This window comes from Kosakonia sp., from assembly GCF_032104925.1.
GTDB lineage: Bacteria > Pseudomonadota > Gammaproteobacteria > Enterobacterales > Enterobacteriaceae > Kosakonia.
In genome coordinates this window covers 1-24,916 of record NZ_DAMCGF010000008.1, presented here as the reverse complement: position 1 = coordinate 24,916, position 24,916 = coordinate 1, and the positions used below count along the sequence as shown (strand labels likewise).

25 protein-coding genes are annotated in these 24,916 nt (G+C 53.8%); 12 read left to right on the top strand and 13 right to left on the bottom strand.

Translation table 11 applies throughout. From position 1 onward, the window contains the following. Positions 1–2: 2 nt before the first annotated feature. Together RT644_RS16395 and aspA are read right to left on the bottom strand one after the other, a co-directional pair. A complete protein-coding gene (locus RT644_RS16395; protein WP_269232377.1) occupies positions 3–1,304 on the bottom strand; it encodes an anaerobic C4-dicarboxylate transporter in 1,302 nt (433 codons plus the stop codon). 112 nt (positions 1,305–1,416) lie between these two features. Then, entirely contained in the window at positions 1,417–2,853 is a 1,437-nt protein-coding gene (aspA, locus tag RT644_RS16390; protein WP_020456206.1) for an aspartate ammonia-lyase, read from the bottom strand. Positions 2,854–3,190: 337 nt separating this feature from the next. On the opposite strand from aspA, the gene RT644_RS16385 reads away from it, so the two are divergent. Next, on the top strand, positions 3,191–3,661 hold the full coding sequence (locus RT644_RS16385; RefSeq protein WP_313627298.1) for an FxsA family protein: 471 nt from the start codon (positions 3,191–3,193) through the stop codon (positions 3,659–3,661). Between the two features lie 31 nt (positions 3,662–3,692). On the opposite strand, the gene yjeH is transcribed toward RT644_RS16385, so the two are convergent. Further along, positions 3,693–4,949 carry an L-methionine/branched-chain amino acid transporter gene (yjeH, locus tag RT644_RS16380; RefSeq protein WP_313627297.1) on the bottom strand — a complete coding sequence of 419 codons (1,257 nt, stop codon included), beginning with the start codon at positions 4,947–4,949 and terminating at the stop codon, positions 3,693–3,695. 32 nt (positions 4,950–4,981) lie between these two features. Here yjeH and RT644_RS16375 point away from each other — a divergent pair, with 32 nt between their 5' ends. The 5 genes from RT644_RS16375 to RT644_RS16355 all read left to right on the top strand — a co-directional run bounded on the left by RT644_RS16375 (position 4,982) and on the right by RT644_RS16355 (position 9,875). Further along, a complete protein-coding gene (locus RT644_RS16375; protein WP_097406599.1) occupies positions 4,982–5,161 on the top strand; it encodes a hypothetical protein in 180 nt (59 codons plus the stop codon). A 28-nt stretch (positions 5,162–5,189) separates the two neighbouring features. Then, entirely contained in the window at positions 5,190–5,483 is a 294-nt protein-coding gene (locus RT644_RS16370) for a co-chaperone GroES (RefSeq protein WP_007372708.1), read from the top strand. 44 nt (positions 5,484–5,527) lie between these two features. Next, the gene (groL, locus tag RT644_RS16365; protein WP_020456209.1) at positions 5,528–7,174 is read left to right on the top strand and encodes a chaperonin GroEL; all 1,647 of its coding nucleotides are present in this window, start codon (positions 5,528–5,530) and stop codon (positions 7,172–7,174) included. A 377-nt stretch (positions 7,175–7,551) separates the two neighbouring features. Next, the gene (locus RT644_RS16360) at positions 7,552–7,905 is read left to right on the top strand and encodes a DUF4156 domain-containing protein (RefSeq protein ID WP_020456210.1); all 354 of its coding nucleotides are present in this window, start codon (positions 7,552–7,554) and stop codon (positions 7,903–7,905) included. Positions 7,906–8,237: 332 nt separating this feature from the next. Then, complete coding sequence (locus RT644_RS16355; protein ID WP_045514347.1) at positions 8,238–9,875, top strand: methyl-accepting chemotaxis protein; 1,638 nt, start codon at positions 8,238–8,240, stop codon at positions 9,873–9,875. A 73-nt stretch (positions 9,876–9,948) separates the two neighbouring features. Here the strand turns inward: RT644_RS16355 and epmB are convergent, their stop codons facing one another. Next, entirely contained in the window at positions 9,949–10,977 is a 1,029-nt protein-coding gene (gene epmB, locus RT644_RS16350) for an EF-P beta-lysylation protein EpmB (protein WP_020456212.1), read from the bottom strand. A 40-nt stretch (positions 10,978–11,017) separates the two neighbouring features. Here epmB and efp point away from each other — a divergent pair, with 40 nt between their 5' ends. From efp to ecnB, 3 genes are all read left to right on the top strand, one after another. Further along, positions 11,018–11,584, top strand: a complete 567-nt coding sequence (efp, locus tag RT644_RS16345; protein WP_017459193.1) for an elongation factor P — start codon at positions 11,018–11,020, stop codon at positions 11,582–11,584. A 59-nt stretch (positions 11,585–11,643) separates the two neighbouring features. Further along, positions 11,644–11,775: an entericidin A/B family lipoprotein gene (locus RT644_RS16340; protein WP_071925253.1), complete on the top strand. Its 132-nt coding sequence runs from the start codon at positions 11,644–11,646 to the stop codon at positions 11,773–11,775. A gap of 106 nt (positions 11,776–11,881) precedes the next feature. Beyond that, entirely contained in the window at positions 11,882–12,028 is a 147-nt protein-coding gene (gene ecnB, locus RT644_RS16335) for a lipoprotein toxin entericidin B (protein ID WP_020456213.1), read from the top strand. 29 nt (positions 12,029–12,057) lie between these two features. On the opposite strand, the gene RT644_RS16330 is transcribed toward ecnB, so the two are convergent. Continuing rightward, complete coding sequence (locus RT644_RS16330; RefSeq protein ID WP_020456214.1) at positions 12,058–12,660, bottom strand: helix-turn-helix transcriptional regulator; 603 nt, start codon at positions 12,658–12,660, stop codon at positions 12,058–12,060. A gap of 265 nt (positions 12,661–12,925) precedes the next feature. Here RT644_RS16330 and sugE point away from each other — a divergent pair, with 265 nt between their 5' ends. Further along, positions 12,926–13,243 carry a quaternary ammonium compound efflux SMR transporter SugE gene (gene sugE / locus RT644_RS16325; protein ID WP_020456215.1) on the top strand — a complete coding sequence of 106 codons (318 nt, stop codon included), beginning with the start codon at positions 12,926–12,928 and terminating at the stop codon, positions 13,241–13,243. Here sugE and blc read toward each other — a convergent pair. The 5 genes from blc to frdA form a co-directional block, all read right to left on the bottom strand. Beyond that, positions 13,240–13,770 carry an outer membrane lipoprotein Blc gene (gene blc, locus RT644_RS16320; protein WP_313627296.1) on the bottom strand — a complete coding sequence of 177 codons (531 nt, stop codon included), beginning with the start codon at positions 13,768–13,770 and terminating at the stop codon, positions 13,240–13,242. The genes sugE and blc overlap by 4 nt on opposite strands. Positions 13,771–13,855: 85 nt before the next feature. Beyond that, a complete protein-coding gene (gene frdD / locus RT644_RS16315) occupies positions 13,856–14,215 on the bottom strand; it encodes a fumarate reductase subunit FrdD (protein ID WP_017459187.1) in 360 nt (119 codons plus the stop codon). Positions 14,216–14,225: 10 nt separating this feature from the next. Further along, a complete protein-coding gene (gene frdC, locus RT644_RS16310; protein ID WP_020456217.1) occupies positions 14,226–14,621 on the bottom strand; it encodes a fumarate reductase subunit FrdC in 396 nt (131 codons plus the stop codon). Between the two features lie 10 nt (positions 14,622–14,631). Next, positions 14,632–15,366, bottom strand: coding sequence for a succinate dehydrogenase/fumarate reductase iron-sulfur subunit (locus tag RT644_RS16305; RefSeq protein ID WP_020456218.1), 735 nt, complete (start codon positions 15,364–15,366; stop codon positions 14,632–14,634). Beyond that, positions 15,359–17,149, bottom strand: coding sequence for a fumarate reductase (quinol) flavoprotein subunit (frdA, locus tag RT644_RS16300; RefSeq protein ID WP_020456219.1), 1,791 nt, complete (start codon positions 17,147–17,149; stop codon positions 15,359–15,361). Before frdA ends, RT644_RS16305 begins: the two co-directional genes overlap by 8 nt. Positions 17,150–17,456: 307 nt before the next feature. Here frdA and epmA point away from each other — a divergent pair, with 307 nt between their 5' ends. Next, a complete protein-coding gene (gene epmA, locus RT644_RS16295; RefSeq protein ID WP_200552105.1) occupies positions 17,457–18,434 on the top strand; it encodes an elongation factor P--(R)-beta-lysine ligase in 978 nt (325 codons plus the stop codon). Between the two features lie 52 nt (positions 18,435–18,486). On the opposite strand, the gene mscM is transcribed toward epmA, so the two are convergent. The 3 genes from mscM to rsgA all read right to left on the bottom strand — a co-directional run bounded on the left by mscM (position 18,487) and on the right by rsgA (position 23,966). Next, positions 18,487–21,819 (bottom strand): miniconductance mechanosensitive channel MscM, encoded by a 3,333-nt coding sequence (gene mscM / locus RT644_RS16290; protein ID WP_020456221.1) that lies wholly within the window; start codon positions 21,817–21,819, stop codon positions 18,487–18,489. Positions 21,820–21,843: 24 nt separating this feature from the next. Further along, positions 21,844–22,812, bottom strand: coding sequence for an archaetidylserine decarboxylase (asd, locus tag RT644_RS16285; RefSeq protein ID WP_020456222.1), 969 nt, complete (start codon positions 22,810–22,812; stop codon positions 21,844–21,846). Positions 22,813–22,910: 98 nt separating this feature from the next. Then, positions 22,911–23,966, bottom strand: coding sequence for a small ribosomal subunit biogenesis GTPase RsgA (gene rsgA, locus RT644_RS16280; protein ID WP_020456223.1), 1,056 nt, complete (start codon positions 23,964–23,966; stop codon positions 22,911–22,913). Positions 23,967–24,060: 94 nt separating this feature from the next. On the opposite strand from rsgA, the gene orn reads away from it, so the two are divergent. Next, on the top strand, positions 24,061–24,606 hold the full coding sequence (gene orn / locus RT644_RS16275; protein ID WP_020456224.1) for an oligoribonuclease: 546 nt from the start codon (positions 24,061–24,063) through the stop codon (positions 24,604–24,606). The last annotated feature ends 310 nt before the right edge of the window (positions 24,607–24,916 follow it).

Below are 24,916 nucleotides of genomic sequence, written 5' to 3'. Positions count from 1 at the left end.
CTTTACAACAAGATACCGCCGAAGATAAAGCCCAGCATGACGCACAGGGCAATGGCGATCACGCCGGGAACGAGGAACGCGTGGTTAAAAACAAACTTGCCGATGCGCGTTGAGCCGGTGTCATCCATTTCGACCGCCGCCAGCAGAGTTGGGTACGTTGGCAGCACAAACAGCGCGGAAACGGCGGCAAACGACGCAATTGCCGTCAGCGGGGTGACGCCGAGCAGCAGCGCAGCAGGCATCAGCGCTTTGGTGGTCGCGGCTTGCGAATAGAGCAGCGTTGCGGCGAAGAACAGCACCACCGCCAGCAGCCACGGGTAGCTATGGAGCAGATCGCCCGCCACCGTCTGGATATCTTCAATATGGTGTTTCACGAAGGTATCGCCGAGCCACGCCACGCCGAGCACACAAATACAGGCGCTCATACCGGATTTAAAAGTGCTGGCATTCAGGATTTCGCCGGTGTCGATTTTGCAGGTCAGGCAAATCAGCGTGGCGATGGTCAGCATAAACACCACGATCGCTTCGTTACGCGGCAGCACCGGGTTGGTGATTAAGCCAACGGTCGGGCTGATGGCGGTGGCGTAGAGCATCACGGCGACAATACCAATCAGGAACAGCAATACCGAGCGTTTGGCATGCGGCTTCATGGTAAAAACCTGGCTGCCGCGCAGCTTCACTTCGCCTTTCGCCAGACGTTCCTGATAGACCGGATCATCTTTCAGCTCGCAACCGAGGAAGTTACAGACCACCGCCGTCAACATGACCGCAATCAGCGTCACCGGAATACAAATTGCCAACAGCGTCAGATAGCTCACGCCAAGCGGTTCAAGGATGCCAGCAAAAAAGACTACTGCCGCAGAGATGGGCGACGCGGTAATCGCAATTTGCGAGGCGACGACAGCAATCGACAGCGGACGCGACGGGCGAATACCTTGCTCTTTCGCCACTTCGGTAATTACCGGCAGCGTGGAAAACGCGGTGTGCCCGGTACCGGCGAGAATGGTCATAAACCAGGTGACCAGCGGCGCGAGAAAGGTGATGTACTTCGGATGGCGGCGCAGCATTTTTTCCGCCAGGCTCACCAGATAATCCATCCCGCCCGCTACCTGCATGGCGGCGATAGCGGCGATGACCGCCATAATAATTTCTATGACATCAAAGGGAATTGCCCCGGGTTTGATTTGAAAGAACAGGGTGAGAACCAGTACACCAAGGCCACCGGCAAAACCAATGCCGATGCTGCCTAATCTGGCGCCAAGGTAGATAGCAATCAGGACGAGGACAAGCTCTGCAGCAAACATAGTTGGCTTCCTTGTTTAACTAAGTGATATCGAATTGTTATAGTTTAGTAACCATCCAAAAGAAAAAGGCACGTCGCTCAGGACGTGCCTTTTGTCTTTCTAACCGTCGGAATTACTGTTCGCTTTCATCGGTATAACGCTTCGCTTTATAAGCCGGGTGCATCAGGTTTTGCGCCGAGAAGATGTCGTCCAGCTCCGCTTCCGTCAGCAGGCCGCGCTCCAGCACCACTTCACGCACGCTCTTACCGGTTTCGGCGCAAATCTTGCCAACGATGTCGCCGTTGTGGTGGCCGATGAACGGGTTGAGGTAAGTGACGATGCCGATGGAGTTATAGACATAGCCTTCGCACACTGCTTTGTTGGCGGTAATGCCGTTGATGCATTTTTCCAGCAGGTTGTAGCAGGCGTTGGTCAGAATATGCACCGACTCAAACATGGCCTGGCCAATCACTGGTTCCATCACGTTCAACTGCAACTGGCCCGCTTCGGACGCCATGGTGACGGTGGTGTCGTTGCCGATCACTTTAAAGCACACCTGGTTCACCACTTCCGGCACCACCGGGTTCACTTTTGCTGGCATGATGGATGAGCCCGCCTGCAACTCCGGCAGGTTGATCTCATTCAGCCCGGCGCGCGGCCCGGAGGAGAGCAGGCGCAAGTCGTTACAGATTTTAGAAAGTTTTACCGCCAGGCGTTTCAGCGAGCTGTGCACCATCACGTAGGCGCCGCAGTCGGAGGTCGCTTCAATCAGGTCTTCCGCCGGAACCACCGGCAGATTGCTCACTTCCGCCAGTTTTTGCACGGCCAGTTGCTGATAGCCGTCCGGGGTGTTGAGGCGCGTACCGATTGCCGTTGCACCAAGGTTCACTTCCAGCAGCAGTTCGGCGGTACGCAGCAGGTTTTTGGTTTCTTCATTCAGCAGCACGTTGAAAGCGTGGAACTCCTGACCGAGGGTCATTGGCACCGCGTCCTGCAACTGGGTGCGGCCCATTTTCAGGATATCCTTGAACTCCACGGCTTTGTTTTCGAAGCCTTCGCCGAGCTGTTTGATGGCATCAACCAGTTTGACGATGGAGGCGTACACCGCGATGCGGAACCCGGTCGGGTAGGCGTCGTTGGTGGACTGGCATTTGTTAACATGATCGTTCGGGTTGAGGAACTGATATTCACCTTTCTGATGGCCCATCAGCTCAAGACCGATGTTCGCCAGCACTTCGTTGGTGTTCATGTTCACGGAAGTGCCCGCACCGCCCTGATAGACGTCTACCGGGAACTGGTCCATGCATTTGCCATTGTTGAGGACCTCATCACATGCGGCAACGATAGCGTTGGCGATACTTTTCGGGATGGTTTGCAGCTCTTTGTTCGCCAGCGCTGCCGCCTTTTTCACCATCACCATGCCACGGACAAACTCAGGAATGTCGCTGATTTTGCTGTTGCTGATATAAAAGTTTTCAATCGCTCTCAGAGTATGCACGCCGTAGTAGGCATCCGCTGGCACTTCCCTGGTACCTAACAAGTCTTCTTCGATACGAATGTTGTTTAACATGTGAACCTTCTTTTTCAAGCTACGAATGAATACACCAAACACACAAAATTAATGTGGTTATGTGTCTTTTTCGACCGACGATTATCCCCTTAATCGGCCGGATGACTGAAATTATATGCTGAAGGAAAGGAAATGCCGTAATCGGGATCACTTATTATCCCCGTCAATGCATCATAATTAATAATATGTGAAATAAGTCACCGCTTCGTAACAGACAAAAATTTACAACCGCCGCGAAATTGAATTTTCCGCATTTGCCACCATCTGATCAGGATGCGATTTGCAAACCCATTTCGACAGACGCTCTGACGCGGCTGTTCATTGACAGGAGAAGCCAGTGCGCTGGATACCGTTTATTGCAGTCTTTTTATACGTTTACATCGAGATCTCGATCTTTATTCAGGTCGCGCATGTTTTTGGCGTGCTGATGACACTGATTCTGGTGATCTTCACTTCGGTGATTGGCATGTCGCTGGTGCGCAACCAGGGATTTAAGAACTTTTTGCTGATGCAGCAGAAGATGGCGGCGGGCGAAAGCCCGGCGGGGGAGATGATCAAAAGCGTTTCGCTGATTATCGCTGGCTTGTTGCTGGTACTGCCGGGATTCTTTACCGACTTCCTTGGCCTGCTGCTGCTGTTGCCGCCGGTGCAAAAACACCTGACGCTGAAACTGATGCCGCATTTACGTTTTTCGCGGATGCCGGGCGGCGGGTTTGGCGCGGGCAGCGCTGACGGGCAGACATTTGAGGGCGAATATCAGCGCAAAGACAATCCGCGCGATCGTCTGGATAACAAAGACGATCGCTAATTTCTGACGCCCGGCAATGCCGGGCTTCTTTTTATGGCTGAGTGGAATGAATGGAGGTTGTGCGGCGCTTTGGCAGCAGCAACCACAATGCCAACAGCATGAAAACCGCGTAAAGACTCTTCCAGCCGGGGATCACCAACAGCAGCAAACATAGCGCGCTGCCGAGTACCGCCAGCGCCTTGAACCGCCCTTTCAACAAACGACAGCCCGCCAGCATGCACAGCAGATAAATCATGATGAAAATGCCGTTCGCGTAAATGATCAACGTATCAAGATTCACGCTGAAGGCGTAAATCGCGAGGGTGCAGAACATGCAGCAGATAATTACCGCGTTCAGCGCATTTAAGGGCAACTGGCGTCTGGAGAGCTTCGCCAGCGCGCTATCCGGCTTGTATGCCGCCTGCGACCATACCAGCCGGGCAAAACTCTGGATATAGATATTCAGGCTGGCGAAACAGGCCAGATAACCAATAATGCAGGCAATCCACAGCGCGTGTTTACCAAACAACTCAACGACAATCACCGGCAGCGACGCCGCTGCGCCCTGAGTTCGCCAGACATCGAAGTGCAGCACCACAACGGTACAGGCCCAGTAAACCGAGCCCGCCAGCAGCAGGCCAATCATCAGTGCGCGCGGGAAATCCCGCTCGGGGTTTTTGAATTCAGAGGCCAGATGGGCGAAGGCTTCAAGCCCGACGAAACACCAGAACATCACCGCCAGCGAAGCCGACATCGCCGAAACGTGCACTTCTGAGATTGGTGGAAAAGGGATATCGCTGAAACGTATGCCGCCGCGCCACCAGATCGCCACAATTAACGCCACAATCAGCCCGGCGATAATCGATTGCAGGTTCGCGCTGGAACCCGCGCCTCGTGTACCCAACAGCCAAATCAGTGCCAGCGTACCCAACTCAGTCATCAACAATTGCGGCCCCTGCCAGCCAAACATGCCTTGCCAGAAACCCGCAGCAATGTGCAGCGCGGCGGGCAATCCAACCGGGATAACAGAGAGAAACAACCAGCCCGTTACGCGTTCAAGACGCGGGCCGAAGGCCATACCGACGAAATACGCTACGCCGCCCGCGCTGGGAAAGTGGCGGCCCAGCGCGGCAAAAACAATGGCGACCGGGAAGACGAGCACGATCAGTAAGGGCCATGCCCACAGGCTGCTGTTACCCGCCGCCAGTGCGGCCAGCGCCGGAACGGCGAACACGCCGGTGCCCAGTAAAGAGGTGGAAAGTAACCCAATGCCCTGAGCCAACCCCAGCTCTTGTTTTAATCCGCTCATTGTCTTTTGTCTGCTTATCGTCAGGAGCGTCGATGTTATCACAATCAGTTTTGCTGATGGCTGCCGTAGCCCCTGCCAGCAATGGTGGTTTATCTACGGATAAATTTTCGCAAATTTTTTTGCTGTTCCCCCTTGAAGGGGGAAAAAGCCAACCCCATCTCTCAGGTCACCAGCCGGATAACCGTTTGTGGCCCGGCGTCATCCATAACTGATAAAGACTTTCTCAAAGGAGAGCTATCAATGAGTATTCGTCCGTTACATGATCGTGTGATCGTCAAACGTAAAGAAGTTGAGTCTAAATCTGCTGGCGGTATCGTTCTGACCGGTTCTGCGGCAGGCAAATCAACTCGTGGCGAAATCATCGCTGTCGGTAAGGGCCGCATCCTGGAAAACGGTACTGTGCAACCGCTGGACGTGAAAGTGGGTGATATCGTGATTTTCAACGATGGTTACGGTGTGAAAGCTGAGAAGATCGACAACGAAGAAGTGTTGATCATGTCCGAAAGCGACATTCTGGCAATTGTGGAAGCGTAACAGCGCGCGCGAACGAACCTGAACGAATTTAAGGAATAAAGAAAATGGCAGCTAAAGACGTAAAATTCGGTAATGACGCTCGTGTAAAAATGCTGCGCGGCGTGAATGTTCTGGCAGATGCAGTGAAAGTTACCCTCGGTCCGAAAGGCCGTAATGTGGTTCTGGATAAATCTTTCGGTGCACCGACCATCACCAAAGATGGTGTTTCCGTAGCACGTGAAATCGAACTGGAAGATAAGTTCGAAAACATGGGCGCGCAGATGGTGAAAGAAGTGGCTTCCAAAGCGAACGACGCTGCGGGCGACGGTACCACCACTGCAACCGTACTGGCGCAGTCCATCATCACTGAAGGCCTGAAAGCTGTTGCTGCGGGCATGAACCCGATGGATCTGAAACGTGGTATCGACAAAGCTGTCTCTGCTGCGGTCGAAGAGCTGAAAGCCCTGTCTGTACCGTGCTCTGACTCTAAAGCGATTGCACAGGTTGGTACTATCTCCGCTAACTCCGACGAAACCGTAGGTAAACTGATCGCTGAAGCGATGGATAAAGTCGGTAAAGAAGGCGTGATCACCGTTGAAGACGGTACCGGTCTGCAGGACGAACTGGACGTGGTTGAAGGTATGCAGTTTGACCGCGGCTACCTCTCTCCTTATTTCATCAACAAGCCGGAAACTGGCGCAGTAGAACTGGAAAGCCCGTTCATCCTGCTGGCTGATAAAAAAGTTTCCAACATCCGCGAAATGCTGCCGGTTCTGGAAGCCGTTGCGAAAGCAGGCAAACCGCTGCTGATCATCGCTGAAGACGTTGAAGGCGAAGCGCTGGCAACGCTGGTAGTGAACACCATGCGCGGCATCGTGAAAGTGGCTGCGGTTAAAGCACCTGGCTTCGGCGACCGTCGTAAAGCCATGCTGCAGGACATCGCTACCCTGACCGGTGGTACCGTGATTTCTGAAGAAATCGGTATGGAACTGGAAAAAGCGACCCTGGAAGATCTGGGCCAGGCTAAACGTGTTGTGATCAACAAAGACACCACCACCATCATCGATGGTGTGGGCGAAGAAGCGGCAATTCAGGGGCGTGTGACTCAGATTCGTCAGCAGATCGAAGAAGCCACTTCCGATTACGACCGTGAAAAACTGCAGGAGCGCGTAGCGAAACTGGCTGGCGGCGTTGCCGTTATCAAAGTTGGCGCAGCAACTGAAGTTGAAATGAAAGAGAAAAAAGCTCGCGTTGAAGATGCGCTGCACGCGACCCGTGCTGCCGTTGAAGAAGGCGTTGTGGCTGGCGGCGGCGTTGCGCTGATCCGCGTAGCAAGCAAACTTGCCGAGCTGAAAGGCCAGAACGAAGACCAGAACGTGGGTATCAAAGTTGCGCTGCGCGCAATGGAAGCTCCGCTGCGTCAGATCGTGCTGAACTGCGGTGAAGAGCCGTCTGTTGTGGCTAACTCTGTGAAAGCAGGCGACGGTAACTACGGTTACAACGCTGCTACCGAAGAGTACGGCAACATGATCGACATGGGTATCCTGGATCCGACTAAAGTGACTCGTTCTGCTTTGCAGTACGCGGCCTCTGTAGCTGGCCTGATGATCACCACCGAGTGCATGGTGACTGACCTGCCGAAAGGCGATGCGCCGGACTTAGGTGCTGCTGGTGGTATGGGCGGCATGGGCGGTATGGGTGGCATGATGTAATCGCTGCCGGACGCGCGTTCAGGGCGACCTGGCGCGAGTTCAACGAAAAAGAGCGGGCTTCGGCCCGCTCTTTTTTTGTTAACTGAAAACCATGTTCTGCGGGTGCGCTCATTATCAGGTCGTGGCTCTGTCTTATTGTTTTGGCGTTAAACGCGACTGGCGGCGGCATCTTTTTAAGACGTTGGTACGCCTTTTCGCAGCGTAATCACTGCCGCTTTCTATGACGTCGGATGTTTATACTTCGCACCGTATCTTTTTTCATTATTTTCCCCAATTTGTGCGGCCTGAGATGGCGGCATTTTTCTTTTGGTCATCTTTTTAGTATAAGGTTTACACACGGGCGACATGCGTCCAGCTCATTGATTATGGGGAATAACATGTACGTAAAACATTTAGCAGGGATTATTGGCGCCTCGCTGTTGCTGGCAGGGTGTAGCAGCAATAATGAATTGACCGCCGGCGGGCAGAACGTTCGCTTTGTCGAGGAGAAACCGGCGGCAACCTGCCAGTACCTCGGTACCGCCACGGGTTCGCAGAGCAACTGGCTCTCAGGTCAGCATGGTGAGGAAGGCGGCTCGCTGCGCGGCGCAGCGAATGCATTGCGTAACCAGGCTGCAGCCATGGGCGGTAACGTGTTGTACAGCGTCTCAAGCCCGACGCAAGGCTTCTTATCCAGCTTCGTGCCGACCGCCAGCGAAATGAATGCGCAAGTGTATAAATGCCCGAACTGAGATATTTAATAGCGCCCCGCCAGTAATGGCGGGGCGCAACTATTTAAAATAACCTCTCTTTTATTTTTAACAGGTTGCTTCTAATTATTTAAGTATGAATAAGCGTGAATATAATTCCTCTGCTAATTAACCTTGCTATCTTCCTGAATATTAAGTTTTCTTAAGATTTATCTAGTGTGATTATATTCACAGCTTTGGATAAATTTTTCTCTAAGAAATGCGTTGGCGACTAAAGTAATATTACGACTTGCCGATACCTACCTCAGGACAAAAAACGAGGGACTGTATAATCTAACAATATATTTTATGCATGATGGTGTCGGGAGTTACGAATGAATATTACAAAGAGATTGTTACTTGCTTTCTCATTACTGATCTTAAGCCTCATCGGCACTAATGTTATCGCTATAATTTCACTGTCTAAAATTGGTGAGTCACAAAATTACTTTCAGGAAAACACCTTACCCAGCCTGGATGCAATGAATAAAGAGACACTGCAGATCTTAAAAGTTCGCGGGCAGCTCTTTTTACATGGTCTGACGGACGATCCCGCCGGGATGGCCGAAATAAAACAGAATGCAACAAAATTGTATGACGAACTCTACGCCATGCACCAGGGTTACCTTAAAGATCTTGTTTCTGACCAACATGATCAGGATTTATCTAATAAAACATTAAGTGATTTAGAAAAATTCCGTTCTGTAATGGACCAGTATTTTAAAGTCTCAGAAAGTAATGACCGCGTTGCCATTATTAAGTCAATGCAGAAAGGTGGGTTTGTCGCAGATAATATTGCGCTGTTAATTAATGATTTTGCTGAGCAAGTGGCGTACAACTCATCATTAGTGACCAAGGCTGTTCAGGACAGCGACAATTTAATTTCCCGGGCAATGATTCTCTCCTTAACGGCGACGATTGCCGCAACCCTCATTCTGGGTTTATTCGGATTGTTCACCGTGCTGAATATCAAACGTCGTCTGAACGGCATGAAAGACGGCATGGTCACAATTAGCGAAAAACTGGATCTCAGCCATGCGTTACCGACCGGACGTCTGGACGAAATCGGCCAGGCAGTAAGTGCCTTTAATAATCTTGTTGAGCGAGTGGCCGAATCGCTGGCCATGGTGCGTGCCGCTTCCGGTTCGGTGAACACTGCCGCGAATGAGATAGCGCTGGGCAACAACGAACTCTCTGCCCGTACTGAGCAGCAATCCGCCGCTGTGGTTGAAACCGCCGCCAGTATGGAAGAGCTAAGCTCCACGGTAAAACAGAACGCAGAGAACGCGCATCAGGCCAGCCAGCTAGCCCTTACCGCCTCTGATACCGCTTCTCAGGGCGGGAGCGTCGTCGGAGCTGCGGTCAGCCGCATGAAAGATATTATGGATAGTTCCAAACGTATTTCGGAAATTACCTCGGTTATCAACGGCATCGCTTTTCAGACCAACATTCTGGCGCTCAATGCGGCCGTTGAAGCCGCAAGAGCCGGGGATCAAGGGCGAGGTTTCGCCGTGGTGGCCGGTGAGGTGCGCTCATTAGCTCAGCGTAGTGCTCAGGCGGCAAAAGAGATTGAAGCGTTGATCAGCGAATCGGTCACGTTTGTTGAAGAGGGTTCACGGCAGGTTGACCTGGCGGGCGAAACCATGAGCGGTATCGTCAACTCGGTGCTGCAGGTGAAAGATTTGATGCAGGAAATTGCCGCTGCGTCCGACGAACAAAACCGCGGCATTTCGCAGATTGCCCAGGCGATGTCCGAGATGGATACCACCACTCAGCAGAACGCCGCGCTAGTTCAGGAATCGTCTGCGGCGGCCGGTAGCCTCGAAGATCAAGCCACCAAACTGCAACAGCTGGTTGATGTCTTCCGTTTGCCCGGTCAACAACCGGCTGTCGTGAGGTCTTCCGTGTTGCCAGTCAGACAGCCGCGCCCAGCAGTGGCGGGTGGCGGAGATGATGGATGGGAAACCTTTTAAGTTTTAGCGACGAGCCGCTGTAGGCTCGTCTGTTTCGCGGCTACGTTTGCTCTCATCGCGTAGCCGTTTTTTTTTAACTCTGACGAAGCTGCAAATCCAGCGGCGTTTTACTGGGTTCCCCACCAATCTCACGCGCCAGTTTCGGCACCATATAACCCGATACCAGCGTCAGCAGTTCGCGCATAATCGTGCGCGCCTCGTCATCACTGACCATAAAGTGCGCCGCACCCTGCACTTTATCCAGCACATGCAGGTAATAAGGCATTACACCCGCATCGAATAACGCATTACTTAAATCCGCCAGCGTTTGCGCATTATCATTCACGCCGCGCAGCAACACGCTCTGGTTCAGCAGCGTGACATTGGCCTGCCGCAGTTGCGCCATGGCATGACGAAAATCATCACCGATTTCCTGGGCGTGGTTGATGTGGTTCACCAGCAAAATTTGCAGCGATGAGCGGGCAAAACGCGCGCTTAGCGTATCGGTGATCCGCGCCGGAATCACAATCGGCAGACGGCTGTGAATGCGCAGGCGTTTGATATGCGGGATTGCTTCCAGTTGGGCAAGCAGCCAGTCCAGCTCATGATCTTTTGCCATTAGCGGATCGCCGCCGGAAAAAATGATCTCATCCAGCTCCGGGTGCACCGCGATATAGTCCAGCGCGCCTTGCCAGTTGCGTTTGTTGCCCTGGTTATCGGCATAAGGAAAGTGGCGACGGAAGCAATAACGACAATTTACCGCGCAGCCGCCTTTAACCAGCAGCAGCGCACGATTGCGATATTTGTGCAGTAAACCGGGTACCACGCTGCTCTGTTCGTCCAGCGGATCGGTGCTGAAACCTGGCGCGGCAATAAACTCTTCCTGTGAAGTAAGTACCTGACGCAGAAGCGGATCATGCGGATTTCCCGGCTGCATGCGCGCTGCGAATGCGCGGGGAACGCGTAGCGGGAACAAGCGCTTTGCCGCCCCGCCAGCGATTAAATTTTCATCAGTGTCTATCTTTAGAAGACGTAACAGTTCATCCGGATCGGTGATTACATCGGCAAGTTGTATTAACCAATCTTCTCTGGATGGGGTTTTTAGGGTTACAATATGCGCCATTTTGTGGCTTAGCTACCAGTTAACAATTTCAGAGGGCCTTATGGCGACTTACTATAGCAACGATTTTCGTGCCGGTCTTAAAATCATGATGGACGGCGAACCTTATGCGGTTGAAGCCAGCGAATTCGTTAAACCAGGCAAAGGCCAGGCTTTCGCACGCGTTAAACTGCGTCGTCTGCTGACCGGTACGCGTGTAGAAAAAACTTTCAAATCTACTGATTCCGCAGAAGGCGCGGACGTTGTCGATATGAACCTGACTTACCTGTACAACGACGGTGAGTTCTGGCACTTCATGAACAACGAAACCTTCGAACAGCTTTCCGCTGACGCAAAAGCGATTGGCGACAGCGAAAAATGGCTGCTGGATCAGGCTGAGTGCATCGTAACGCTGTGGAACGGCCAACCGATCGCCGTTACCCCGCCGAACTTCGTTGAGCTGGAAGTTATTGAAACCGATCCAGGCCTGAAAGGTGACACCGCAGGTACCGGCGGCAAACCGGCTACCCTGAGCACTGGCGCAGTGGTTAAAGTTCCGCTGTTCGTGCAGATTGGTGAAGTGATTAAAGTAGATACTCGCTCTGGCGAATACGTATCTCGCGTGAAATAATCCTCACGACGTCGGCGTAGCGCCGTGCTACGCCGTCGAACTTTGCAGGCAGGGATGATATGAAACGTCTGACGAAATTCTTCTCTCTACTTCTTATCAGTTGCGCACTGCTTTCCGGTTGCAATACCGCCCGTGGCGTTGGCGAAGACATCCAAAGTCTGGGCCATGTCATTTCCCGCGCAGCGAACTAAAACTTCCTCTCTTCCTAAAAATGCTTCCGTTCCGCTAACCTTCCCGGATTTTGTCTATGCTTAAGTGGCTATACACAAACAATATTGGCTACAAAAGGAAGATATTATGGTTAAGAAGACAATTGCTGCGATCTTTTCTGTTCTGGTTCTTTCCTCAGTCCTGACGGCCTGTAACACCACGCGTGGTGTGGGAGAGGATATCTCCGATGGCGGTAACGCGATTTCTGGCGCGGCGTCAAAAGCGCAACAGTAATCACTGTCGGTACGGCGCTTGCCGTACCGTTAGTTTGAGTTTTCCGGCAGTGATAAGAACGGCGTAAAACGGTTTCCCATCCCCAGCTTCATTCTGATATTGCGCTTGTAGGTGTAAACGGTCTTACCGTTAATGCTGAGATTACTGGCAATCGCCTGGTTATTATTCCCTTCCATCCATAGCGTCAGCACTTTCTCTTCCTGCTTTGTCAGCAGCGGAGTGGCGATTTTCGGTATCGCACGGATCGGGCGCGCCAGCACCATTGCGTCGATAATTTTCGCCAGTTTTTCCAGCGGTTCTGTTTTCAACAGCGTCGCCTGAATAGCAAACTGCGCGCAAAATTCTGACAGTTGCGCATCTTCGCCAGACTCTAACAACATCACCTGCGTGGGGTCGCTACAAACAGAGAAAAACGACGCAAGCTGTTGAATATGATGTATTTCATTCTTGAATCCGTGAAGGTCGGCAATCACCAGGTCCGGTTGCCACTGCACAATATGTTCTTTGGCGAGCATCAAGTTATGCAACGCGGTTACCAGGAAGGAAGCGGGGAACAAATCGGGTTGATTGAGCCAGGATTCCATCCCTGTGCGGGTGAAGTAACAGCGGTCAATCACGAGAATCTTGAACATATTTTTCTTCGCAGTCAGAGAGTGTCGCACAACGTCCTGAATTCAGGAGAGCGGATTTATCATAGGGGGTAGATATGGTGAATAAATGCCGGAATTCCGCTGCGAACAGTGGCTATTTCTCGCTTTAAAACGCCTAAAATTGAGCAAGAACAAAAATATTGAAATAACGAGCCTAAAACGTCAAAATTTCCCTCTCTAACACGCCAAACGGGACGACCCGTTTGCGCTCATTCACAATGGGGACGGCCCCACACTGGAGCCAAAAATGTCCTGGTTAATTCTTCTTATTGCCGGTCTTCTTGAAGTGGTTTGGGCTATCGGCCTGAAATATACCCACGGTTTTACCCGGTTAATGCCAAGCCTGATTACCGTGACGGCGATGGTCGCAAGCGTCGTGCTGCTGTCATGGGCAATGAAAACATTGCCGGTGGGAACGGCATACGCCATCTGGACCGGTATTGGTGCAGTCGGCGCCGCCGTCGCCGGCATTGTGCTGCTCGGCGAATCGGCAAGCGTGGCGCGGATCCTCAGCCTCTGTCTGATTGTCGCCGGGATTATCGGATTGAAACTGAGCGCCCATTAATGGGGCTGGTTAATCCATAGCAGTTTGTCCACGGCAAACCCCTGTCGGGCCGCGATGTCCAGCATCTGCTGTTTTACGTCTGCCGGCAGGGTGGGCGTGCGGGACAATATCCAGAGATAGTCGCGGTCCGGCCCGCAAACCAGCGCGTAGCGGTAATCTTTGTCCAGTGCAAGGATGTTATAGCCGCCATAGAAGGGGCCGAAAAAGGAGACTTTCAGCGCAGCGGTGCGTGGGTCACCGGTAAAATACGCGGTGCCGGTGGCTTGCTGCCACATGCCGCGTTCCGTGTTGTAACCGCGATTCACTACCGTCAAACCGCCATCGTCGCGCAGGCTATACGTGGCGGTGACCCTTTCCAGCCCGCGTTCAAATGCATGATCAAAGCGGGCAATTTCGTACCATTTACCCAGATAGCGTTGCGTATTGAAATCTTGCACGACGGTCACGCCGTCAGGAGGAGTGGGAGAACGACAGCCGGAGATGAACAGCGCAGCGATAACAGTCATGATGAGAAGCATCAGGCGCATGAGATTTTCCTTCCAGATCTTTTCTTTAGGGTATAGACGCTGGCGGGAAATTTGCTCTCCTGCTTACGCAGGAGAGCGACTGCTATCAAAGAAATAAAACACCGATCAGGGTAACGACGGTGAGAATGGCCGCAAGGCCATAAAACACCCATTTACCGCTGGGAACATGGATTTTTAAATCATGCATCATGTGGTGGATACGATGCAGACCGCACCACACCGGCAATACAATCATCAAAAAGATAAAGACGCGGCCAATAAAGCTTTGCGCAAACGCCAGCACGCGATCGTAACCGAGCGCGTCGCCGGGGTAGAACCCCAGCGGCAACAGCACGCCAATCAACAGCACGATAACCGGTGTGACAATCGCGCCCCACATACCGCCAGCGCCAAATAATCCCCAGAAAACGGGTTCGTCAGAACGTTTTGGATTCGGGTTAATCACGTTGGCCTCCTTACCAGAACAGTGCGACAAACAGGATCACCACGGTGACCACTGCCGTTACCACCCAAAGCCCTTTAATAACCGGCTCTGGACCCATTTTTTCGCCCTTAACAATAATGAGCTGGGCTTTCGGTGCCAGATCAAACCAGGTTTTGGTGTGCAGCAGTGCCGCCGCCAGCGCGATCAGGTTGAGGATCAGCACAATCGGATTTTGCAGAAAATGTACAAACCCTGCCCAGCTTTCCGGCCCATGTTTCAGCGAAAAAAGACCGAAGATCAGTTCGAGGCTGAACCAGACCGCCGCGACCGCCGTTCCTTCACGCAGCATATAGAAGCGATAAAACGGCAGGGTTTTCCACCAGGTTGATGGCATGGGACGAACCCAGGCTTTGCGTTTAGTCGTCATAATGCACTCCTTAGCGTGGTTTCAGGGTGGCGATAAGAAAGTCTTTCGAGCTTTCTACCTTGCCCTGCTGAATAGCGGCGGCCGGATCGACATGCTTCGGACAGACTTCCGAGCAGTAACCGACAAACGTACAGCTCCACACGCCGTTCTGGCTGTTGAGTTGCCCCATGCGCTCTTTCTTACCGTTGTCGCGGCTATCGAGGTTATAGCGATGCGCCAGCGTGATCGCTGCCGGGCCGATAAATTCCGGGTTCAGACCGAATTGCGGGCAAGCGGCATAACACAAACCACAGTTGATACAGCCGGAGAACTGGTGATACTTCGCCATCTGCGCCGGAGTTTGCTTGTTAGGCCCCTGATCCGGCGTGCGCGCGTTACCAATAATGTAGGGCTTAATCGCTTCAAGGCTTTCGATAAAGTGGGTCATATCGACCACCAAATCGCGCTCGATCGGGAAGTTAGCCAGCGCTTCGACTTTCAGCCCTTTCTCGTAATCGCGCAGAAAGGTTTTGCAGGCGAGTTTCGGCACTTTGTTAACCATCATGCCGCAGGAGCCGCAAATCGCCATACGGCACGACCAGCGATAGCTCAGGTCCGGCGCGAGGTTATCTTTGATATAGTTCAGCGCATCGAGCAGCGAAGTGGCTTCATCGTAGGGCACATCGTAAAAAGCGCTGTGCGGCGCGTTGTCCACTTCCGGGTTGTAACGGACAATCTCGATTTTCAGATTCTTCATCTCAGCCATTGTTCGTCTCCTTCTTCTCGGTCGCTTCAGCTTCAGCACCGTAGACGCGTTTTGCTGGCGGCAGCGTGGTGATCTTCACGTCGCTGTACTCCAGACGGGTTGCGCCATCGGCATCACGGAAAGCCAGCGTGTGCTTGAGGAAGTTAACGTCATCGCGCTCGGTACAGCCTTCATCCAGACGCTGATGCGCACCGCGAGACTCTTTACGTGCCAGCGCGGAGTGCGCCATACATTCGGCGACATTCAGGCCGTGGCCAAGTTCAATGGTGTAAAGGACATCGGTATTAAAGACGCTGGACGTGTCGGTGATGCGTACGCGTTTAAAGCGCTCCTGCAACTCCGCCAGCTTATCCACGGTTTTCTGCATCAGTTCCGGCGTACGGTAGATGCCGCAACCTTCTTCCATGGATTCACCCATTTCATCGCGGATTTTCGCCCAGCTTTCAGTGCCGTCCTGGTTCACCAGCGCTTTCAGGCGTTTTTCCACGTCGGCGGCTTGTGCGTTCAGCGCACTGTCATTGGCCTCGGTTGCGGTTGCGGCGCGTTCCATAGCGCGTTCACCGGCAAGGCGACCAAACACCACCAGCTCCGCCAGCGAGTTCGAGCCAAGACGGTTTGCGCCATGCAGGCCGACAGACGAGCACTCACCCACGGCAAACAGACCCTTGATACGGGATTCGCAGTTTTGATCGGTTTCGATACCGCCCATGGTGTAGTGCGCAGTTGGACGTACCGGAATCGGCTCTTTGACCGGATCGACGCCAACATAGGCTTTCGCCAGCTCGCAGATAAACGGCAAACGTTCGTTGATTTTCTTCGCGCCAAGATGACGCAAATCGAGGTGTACCACATCGCCACGCGGTGTGGAGATGGTGTTGCCTTTGCGCCACTCGTGCCAGAACGCCTGCGACACTTTGTCGCGCGGGCCAAGCTCCATATATTTGTTTTTCGGCTCGCCGAGCGGGGTTTCCGGGCCCATGCCGTAATCCTGCAAATAGCGGTAGCCGTTCTTGTTGACGAGGATCCCACCTTCACCGCGGCAACCTTCGGTCATCAGAATGCCGGAGCCGGGCAGGCCGGTCGGGTGGTACTGCACAAACTCCATGTCGCGCAGCGGCACGCCGTGTGCCAGCGCCATGCCCATACCGTCGCCGGTGACAATGCCGCCGTTGGTGTTGTAACGGTAAACGCGACCCGCGCCGCCCGTTGCCATCACCACCGCATTGGCGCGGATCTGCACCAGCGTACCTTCCATCATATTCATGGCCACCAGCCCGCGGGCATGGTTGTCATCGACCAGGATATCCAGTACGAAATGCTCGTCGAAACGTTGGATTTGTGGGAACTGAAGGGATGTCTGGAACAGGGTATGCAGCATGTGGAAGCCGGTTTTATCGGCGGCGAACCAGGTACGTTCGATTTTCATCCCGCCGAAGCGGCGCACATTGACCGTTCCATCAGGACGGCGGCTCCACGGACAGCCCCACTGTTCAAGCTGGGTCATCTCTGTCGGGCAATGATGCACAAAATAGTCAACGACATCCTGTTCGCAGAGCCAGTCACCGCCAGCAACGGTATCGTGGAAATGGTACTCGAAGCTGTCATGATCCTGGGCGACGGCGGCAGAGCCGCCTTCCGCAGCAACGGTGTGGCTGCGCATGGGATAGACTTTTGAAATCAGTGCGATTTTGGCGTTGGGGTGGGCTTGCGCCGCAGCGATCGCGGTGCGTAATCCCGCTCCGCCTGCGCCAATCACAGCGATATCGGCTTGAAAGGTATGCACGACATTCCTCCAGATTATTGTTGTTCCGCAACGATAAGCCTGAAGCGCTCAAGGTAGTTGCGGATATGTTCCACTGCTCCTTTTTGGGTAAGGGCAGTATAACCGTAGATATTCGGGGGAAATTTGATGCGTTCGATTTTTTTGCTGTTCTATGCGGTGATATGTCATCGATCTTGATTGATATCACCATTAAATGTTTATCCATCTAGTTATAGACGACATTAATGAAATTATTTTGCGCAAAATTTGTCTCTGCGGATCGATGCGGGTAGACTTCGTGCCCTTGTCTGAAATCGGAGAAAGTACCATGAGCGAGACGGCAACCTGGCAGCCGAGCGCATCCATCCCCAACCTGTTGAAACGCGCGGCAATTATGGCGGAAATTCGCCGTTTCTTTGCCGATCGCGGCGTGCTTGAGGTGGAAACGCCCTGTATGAGCCAGGCGACGGTGACAGATATTCACCTGTTCCCGTTCGAAACCCGTTTTGTTGGCCCAGGCCACTCTCAGGGGCTCAATCTTTATCTGATGACCAGCCCGGAATATCACATGAAACGCCTGCTGGCTGCGGGATGTGGCCCGGTATTCCAGCTGTGCAGAAGTTTTCGTAACGAAGAGATGGGCCGTCATCACAACCCTGAATTCACCATGCTCGAGTGGTATCGCCCGCACTACGACATGTATCGTCTGATGAATGAAGTGGATGATTTGCTGCAACAGGTGCTGGAGTGCCCGGCGGCGGAGTCGCTCTCTTACCAGCAGGCTTTCCAGCGTTATCTGGAAATCGACCCACTCTCCGCTGATAAAACCCAGCTGCGTGAAGCGGCGGCGAAGCTTGATCTGAGCAATATCGCCGATACGGAAGAAGACCGGGACACGTTGCTGCAACTGCTGTTCACCATGGGCGTGGAACCGCAGATCGGTAAAGATCGTCCGGCTTTTGTGTATCACTTTCCGGCAAGCCAGGCGGCGCTTGCGCAGATCAGTACCGAAGATCACCGCGTTGCTGAGCGTTTTGAGGTTTATTTCAAAGGTATTGAGCTGGCGAACGGTTTCCATGAGCTGACCGATGCCCGCGAACAGCAGCAGCGTTTCGAGCAGGATAATCGCAAACGTGCCGCGCGCGGTTTGCCGCAGCAACCGGTAGATGTAAACCTGCTCGAAGCGTTGAAAGCCGGTCTGCCGGATTGCTCCGGTGTTGCGCTGGGCGTGGACCGTCTGGTGATGCTGGCGCTGCAGGCTGAAAGCCTGGCGGATGTGATTGCATTTACCGTCGACCGGGCCTGATGACCCGATGAATGAACAGTAAAAAGGCGCCTGAGGCGCCTTTTTTGTTGGCTTACAAACTGCCCGCCGGGCGGCTGCTTTTGCCGGAGGACGTCAGCGTCCTTGCCGTGCGTTTGCCGTCGAGACTCTCCAGACGCATCTGGAACGGCGGGAACGGCAAATCGATACCGTGTTCGCGGAAGCCCGCCAGAATCAGCTGGTGGATTTCGTGGCGCAGCGGCATGCGATGCCCCATTTCCGCCGCATAAATGCGTAGCTCAAACAGTTGCAAACCTTGCTGCAAATCGACGAGGAACACTTCTGGCGCCGGGTTATCAATCACCAGCGAACAGCGTTCGGCCGCGGTGTAAAGAATTTGCGTTACCTCTTCGCTGTTGGCATCGGCGGGTGCCGGTACCGTCAGCACCACGCGCGTGACCGAATCCGACAACGACCAGTTAATAAACTGTTCGGTGATAAACGCCTTGTTCGGCACGATGATCTCTTTGCGATCCCAGTCGCTGATGGTCGTCGCGCGCGTATTGATCTTGGTGACGCTACCGGTCAGATCGCGGATCGTCACCGTATCGCCAATGCGGATTGGTTTTTCAAACAGGATAATCAGGCCAGAGATAAAGTTGGCGAAAATCTCCTGCAAGCCAAAACCCAGCCCAACGCCGAGTGCCGCGACCAGCCACTGTAATTTGGCCCACTCAATACCGATCATCGAGAAGCCTACCAATCCACCAAACAGCATTAACAGATATTTGGTGATCGTGGTGATGGCATAACCCGTGCCCGGTGCCAGATCCAGATGTTGCAGCAACGCCAGTTCCAGCAAGGCGGGGAGGTTGCGCACCAGTTGGGTGGTGATAATAAACACCAGGATGGCGATCAGCACTGCGCCGAGGGTGATGGGCTCCAGGCTTTCCACGCCTTGTACCGTTGAGGTGACATCCCATAGCGGGATATTTTCCAGAAAGCCAAAGGCGGAATGGATTTCGGACCACAGCACAATCACCGACAGCAGGGCGATCAGCATCAGGATCGAACGCACCAGGCGCAATGACTGTACGCTGATGGCATCAAGATCGACTTCCGGCTCATCCACCTCGGCAGTGCCTTCGGTACTGGTGTGATGGGGAACATCTTCTTCACCACGGGCGCGCTGGGCGAGGATCTCCGCGCGGCGGTGGCGGGCGCGTTCAAAGGCCAGACGGCGACGCTGGATCAGCATCCAGCGGCGGATGATGTGATAGACCACCAGCAACAGGAACCAGATGGCGACCGAGGTTTCCAGACGCGCCAGCAGCGCCTGCGCCGTAGCCAGATAACCCACGCAGGCAGCCAGAATCGCCGCCAGAGGCGCGCTGAGCAACAGGTTCCACAGCAGGTGGTTGGGCATATTTTCACTGCTGCCAGCTTTATCAACATACAACGGGATCCCGGCACGCTTCAGGCTTAGCGTCACAATCGCCAGCGCCCCGCAAATCAGAATAAAACAGAGCCGCCCCAGCGACGCCGAGAACTCACGATCGTTAAGGTTATCAAACATGATCAGCGCCATGATCAGCGGCACAATAAAACCGATGCTCATCAGGTAATAACGCATCCCTCTTGCCACACGATTACGCGGCCAGCCGAAGTGGGCGACAAATAAGCCGGTCGGGCGGGCGAACGTGGCGCAGATCATCACCACCCACAGCAGCGGCACGGTGGCGGTTACGCCGTCGCCAATCGCCACTGCCAGCGGGTAGGGCCAGGCTTCCTGCAAACCGTAGCCGAGCGTTTTCCACAATACCGGCAGCGGCGATGCAACCAGAATCGACCAGAACACCGTACGCATGGTGAGCCAGAAGTGATCCTGCGTCACTTTGCCCACGCGCGCGCTGGAACGCTCCAGAAAGCGCGTAAAGTGACGACGGGAGTAAATGCTAAAGCCCACCAGCAGCAACGCGCCAAACAGCGGAAATAGCGTCTCTTTGCTGGTGAGCATCATGGCGCTGGCTTTGCCCAACTGGTTGATGGTATCGAGCGAAAGCAAGCGACGCAGATCCTGTACGATCTCAATCGGCCAGGCGAAGGAGATAGGGCTGACATCCGCCGTCCAGAACAGATAGCGGTGCGTAGCTTCATTCACTTCTTTTAGCGCGTCTTCCAACTGGCTATTGGAAACTTTGAGCTTGGTGAGTTCAAGGATTAGCGTATCGCCGCCCTGCAATAGCGAATTCAGCAGTTCGCGCTGGGTGCGCAGTTGTGCTTCCAGAATGCGGTTTTGCTCAGCTGTCAGCGCCTGACCATCCGCCTGGCGGATTTGTCGCAGTTGCGGCTGCTTGTTCAGCAGATCTTCATAGCGCATGCGATGCACACGCAACTGCGCCATTTCGGTATCAAGCTGCTGCGGTTTTGGCATCTCTGGCAGACGAGCGACCTGTGCGCGCAACGCTTCGCCGAGCATATTGGACGCGCCAAGCCATTGCGATTGTTCACGCAGGGTATTCAGCGCCTGACGAACCTGCAATGTCTGCCCGGTGGCCTGGCGCTGCTGTGAGGCCACCAGATCCATACGCTGCGCCTGCTGGTTCAGCGCCTGTGACAACTCGCGGTTAATGCGGAACTGCTCGACAATTCCCGCTGGTAAGTTGGCGCTGTTTTCGGCCAGTAATTCGGTGCTTTCCAGCGCCTGTTCCGCTTCGCGCTGGCGCTGACTGTTGAGTTGATTACGCAACGCTTGTAAATACGCGTCTAATTGCTGGCTCTGTTTTTGTGCCAGCTCGGAGCGCATGCGCGCCAGCTCCTGGCGGTTATTTGCTGATAGCTGTGCCAGCTCCAGTTCGTCAACCAGTGCTTTCAGCTTCGCGGATTCCGCCTGCGCGCCAAAGTTTTGTGCTTGTGCCAGCGGGGTATTGCTGTTTTGCGCCCCGAGGCGGCGTTCAACTTCGGTGACCTGGCGGCGTGCGTCGGTTTGCTGCTGCGGTAGCTGACTTAGCGAATCGCTAATTTCCCGCGCGCGCTCCTGCTCCTGCTGCGCTAAACGGGTTTTCTCCAGCAACTGGCTGCTGACTTGCAGGATCTCCTGATTCAGCGCATCGCTGCTCATGCCCGCCGGAACAGGTTTCGGTTCATCACGCAGGTTATCGAGCTGCGCGCGCAACGTTCTGGAGAGTTTGGGGAAGTTATCAATAACTTCTTGATATTGTTTGGCGCGCTCGAGTGAACCTTTACGTTCTTCGAGCGCGTTTAGCGCGGCCTGGAGCACCTCGACGGTTTCGGCCTGATCCGGCGTGTTTTTCGCCGCTTTGGCTTGCTCCAGCTCCTGGGCGATTTGCCGGGCATCGGGGGCCGTTGCGGCGATAGCCCCCAGGCTGAGGCACCAGGCCATCAGAAAAACGATAATCAGGCGCACATCAGTCTCCAGAATGGTTAAGGCTTAGCTTTCGTCTTGCTTGTCGTCTACCAGCGGGCTGGCGTCATGCTCTGCTTTGATTTCCGCTTCCGGAAGCGGTGCCGGTTGTGCATCAACAGGCGCGAAGGTTTCGGCGGAAATCGCCAGCGGCTGGCCAATTTTGGTCACTGACAGGCTCTGTAACTGCTCGACTAAATTCACTTTGCCCGGCGCAAACAGGTTAATTACGGTAGAACCGAGTTTGAAACGGCCCATCTCCTGGCCTTTCAGCAGGGCAACCGCGCCTTCGCTTTCACCGGCAGGCCAGGTCCAGCGTTTGATGATGCCTTCGCGCGGTGGAGTGATGGTGCCCGCCCATACGGTTTCGATGCTGCCGACAATCGTCGCGCCGACAAGGATTTGCGCCATCGGACCAAACTCGGTATCAAACAGGCAGATCACGCGTTCGTTACGGGCAAACAGGTTCGGCACGTTCTGCGCCGTCAAATGGTTTACGGAGAAAAGATCGCCCGGCACGTAAATCATCTCGCGCAGGATGCCGTTGCACGGCATGTGCACGCGGTGATAGTCGCGCGGCGAGAGATAGGTGGTGACAAAGCTACCGTTACGGAACAGATCCGCCATCAGGTAATTGCCCGCCAGCAGCGCTTCCAGGGTGTAGTTGTGCCCTTTGGCCTGCAGAATTTTGTCGTTGTCGATAGCGCCAAGTTGGCTAATCACCCCGTCCGCAGGCATCACCAGCACGTTCGGGTCAGTATCGAGCGGGCGCACTTCGTCACGCAGTGGGCGGACGAAAAAGTCGTTAAAAGTGCGGTAGCTGGCGGTGTCCGGCTTCTGCGCTTCTTTCATATCGACCTTGTAGTATTTCACGAACAGATCGATAACCAGTTTGGTCAGCCAGCCTGCACGTTTGCTCGCGCCCCAGCCCGCCAGGCGAGTGAGCCACAGTTTAGGCAGAATGTATTGAAGCGAAAGTTTAAATGAGTTTAACAAGGTAGCCTCCAGGCTATTGTTTTTGTCGTTCCTGACCCGGCGCGTAAGCGCCGAAGCCTTTAAAAAGGGGACGATTTTAGCGACGCTAAGCGTAGTTGTCAGTCATCAGATTCAGAAAAGCTTTTACGCGTTTTTACTTGCGACATGCTCTCAAGAATGCGGTGGTAGTTTTCAAACCGACTTTCGGCGATTTCGCCTTTCTCTACCGCTTCGCGGATGGCGCAACCTGGGTCGGTATCGTGCTTGCAGTCGCGGTATTTGCAATGACCAAGATAGTCATGGAATTCGACAAAGCCGTTGGTGATTTGTTCCGGTTCGAGATGCCAGAGGCCAAACTCGCGAACGCCAGGTGAATCAATCACATCGCCGCCATGTGGGAAATGATACAGCCGCGCCGCAGTCGTGGTGTGCTGGCCAAGACCAGAGACGTCGGAAACGTCGTTGGTGAGGATTTGATCTTCCTGAAAATCGAGCAACGCATTGAGCAGGCTCGATTTCCCCACCCCGGACTGACCCGCAAAAATGCTTATGCGGTCGGTCAAGGCTTCAACAAGCGGTGCCAGCCCGTCTTGCGTATGGCTTGAAACCATCAGCACCTTGTAGCCAATCCCACGATAGATATCCATCTGCTCGTTAACGAAGCGCAAGCTGTCGTCATCCAGCAGATCAATTTTGTTCAGCACAATTAACGGCTCAACCTGCAGGGTTTCACACGCCACCAGATAGCGGTCGATGATATTGAGCGATAACTCCGGCAGGATAGCGGAAACCACGACGATCTGGTCGATGTTTGCCGCGATCGGTTTGACGCCATCGTAAAAGTCAGGGCGCGTCAGCACCGAGGTGCGTTCATGGACCGCTTCTACGATGCCTTTCACGCTGACGCCTTCTGCCGCCTCTTTACCCGGACGCCACACCACGCGATCGCCGGTCACCAGCGAGCGGATAGTGCGACGTATGTTGCAGCGATGCACTTCGCCATCGGCGGATTCCACATCGGCGTGCATGCCAAAGCGGCTGATCACCACCCCTTCGGACGGATCGCCGAACAGGTTGTCATCGTAGTCAGCTTTCTCCGCAGACGTTTTTAGTCGGCGCTGATGGTTCGCATTGACGCGGCGCTGCTGCCCTTTGGAGAGTTTATTTTTACTCAATCGTGCTGGCTCCTGGTCGCCCCGGATGGGCAAAACGACTATGATACACGCAATTTTAGATGAATATAGTTACGCGAGAAGGGTGGAAAATAGCATGAGCGCAAATGAAAACAACCTCATTTGGATCGATCTTGAAATGACGGGGTTAGATCCCGAGCGCGATCGCATTATTGAAATCGCGACGCTGGTGACCGATGCAAACCTCAACATTCTGGCGGAAGGTCCGGTAATTGCCGTTCACCAATCCGACGCGCAGTTAGCGCTGATGGATGACTGGAACGTACGTACGCACACCGGTAGCGGCCTGGTGGATCGCGTCAAGGCCAGCCAACTGGATGACCGTGCGGCAGAACTGGCGACTATAGCGTTCCTGAAAGAGTGGGTACCTGCGGGGAAATCGCCGATTTGCGGCAACAGTATCGGCCAGGATCGCCGCTTTCTGTTTAAGTACATGCCGGAGCTCGAAGCCTATTTCCACTATCGCTACCTGGATGTCAGCACGTTGAAAGAGCTGGCGCGCCGCTGGAAACCGGAAGTGCTTGAAGGGCTGAAAAAGCAGAACACGCATCAGGCGCTGGATGATATTCGCGAATCGGTGGCGGAACTTGCTTACTATCGCGAGCATTTTATTAAGCTGTAATACAAAAGCGGCGCGGAGCCGGAAATTTTAGCTTCGGCTCTGTAAGCCACTAACCGCGCGACTTTGCTGGAAAAATGCGCGTTTTGTCGATTAAATCGGCACTTGAACAAAAAAAGCGAAAATTTGCTTTCGGGGGCTTGCAGCAGGAAGGATTTCTCGTATAATGCGCCTCCCGTGAAGACACAGAAATGTGCAACACGGCATCACGAAATTTTAGTGAAAAGCGTAAGCAACTTACTGAAAAATCGATGATAAGCGGGAATAGCTCAGTTGGTAGAGCACGACCTTGCCAAGGTCGGGGTCGCGAGTT

Excerpts from the sequence above, each read along its gene's own strand:
- RT644_RS16395 (WP_269232377.1), bottom strand. The coding sequence starts at position 1,304 with ATGTTTGCTGCAGAGCTTGTCCTCGTCCTGATTGCTATCTACCTTGGC.
- RT644_RS16355 (WP_045514347.1), top strand. The coding sequence starts at position 8,238 with ATGAATATTACAAAGAGATTGTTACTTGCTTTCTCATTACTGATCTTA.
- frdC (WP_020456217.1), bottom strand. The coding sequence starts at position 14,621 with ATGACGACTAAACGCAAAGCCTGGGTTCGTCCCATGCCATCAACCTGG.
- efp (WP_017459193.1), top strand. The coding sequence starts at position 11,018 with ATGGCGACTTACTATAGCAACGATTTTCGTGCCGGTCTTAAAATCATG.
- epmA (WP_200552105.1), top strand. The coding sequence starts at position 17,457 with ATGAGCGAGACGGCAACCTGGCAGCCGAGCGCATCCATCCCCAACCTG.
- blc (WP_313627296.1), bottom strand. The coding sequence starts at position 13,770 with ATGCGCCTGATGCTTCTCATCATGACTGTTATCGCTGCGCTGTTCATC.
- orn (WP_020456224.1), top strand. The coding sequence starts at position 24,061 with ATGAGCGCAAATGAAAACAACCTCATTTGGATCGATCTTGAAATGACG.
- RT644_RS16360 (WP_020456210.1), top strand. The coding sequence starts at position 7,552 with ATGTACGTAAAACATTTAGCAGGGATTATTGGCGCCTCGCTGTTGCTG.
- RT644_RS16305 (WP_020456218.1), bottom strand. The coding sequence starts at position 15,366 with ATGGCTGAGATGAAGAATCTGAAAATCGAGATTGTCCGTTACAACCCG.
- sugE (WP_020456215.1), top strand. The coding sequence starts at position 12,926 with ATGTCCTGGTTAATTCTTCTTATTGCCGGTCTTCTTGAAGTGGTTTGG.
- ecnB (WP_020456213.1), top strand. The coding sequence starts at position 11,882 with ATGGTTAAGAAGACAATTGCTGCGATCTTTTCTGTTCTGGTTCTTTCC.
- RT644_RS16340 (WP_071925253.1), top strand. The coding sequence starts at position 11,644 with ATGAAACGTCTGACGAAATTCTTCTCTCTACTTCTTATCAGTTGCGCA.
- RT644_RS16370 (WP_007372708.1), top strand. The coding sequence starts at position 5,190 with ATGAGTATTCGTCCGTTACATGATCGTGTGATCGTCAAACGTAAAGAA.
- RT644_RS16330 (WP_020456214.1), bottom strand. The coding sequence starts at position 12,660 with ATGTTCAAGATTCTCGTGATTGACCGCTGTTACTTCACCCGCACAGGG.
- groL (WP_020456209.1), top strand. The coding sequence starts at position 5,528 with ATGGCAGCTAAAGACGTAAAATTCGGTAATGACGCTCGTGTAAAAATG.
- epmB (WP_020456212.1), bottom strand. The coding sequence starts at position 10,977 with ATGGCGCATATTGTAACCCTAAAAACCCCATCCAGAGAAGATTGGTTA.
- yjeH (WP_313627297.1), bottom strand. The coding sequence starts at position 4,949 with ATGAGCGGATTAAAACAAGAGCTGGGGTTGGCTCAGGGCATTGGGTTA.
- aspA (WP_020456206.1), bottom strand. The coding sequence starts at position 2,853 with ATGTTAAACAACATTCGTATCGAAGAAGACTTGTTAGGTACCAGGGAA.
- RT644_RS16375 (WP_097406599.1), top strand. The coding sequence starts at position 4,982 with ATGTTATCACAATCAGTTTTGCTGATGGCTGCCGTAGCCCCTGCCAGC.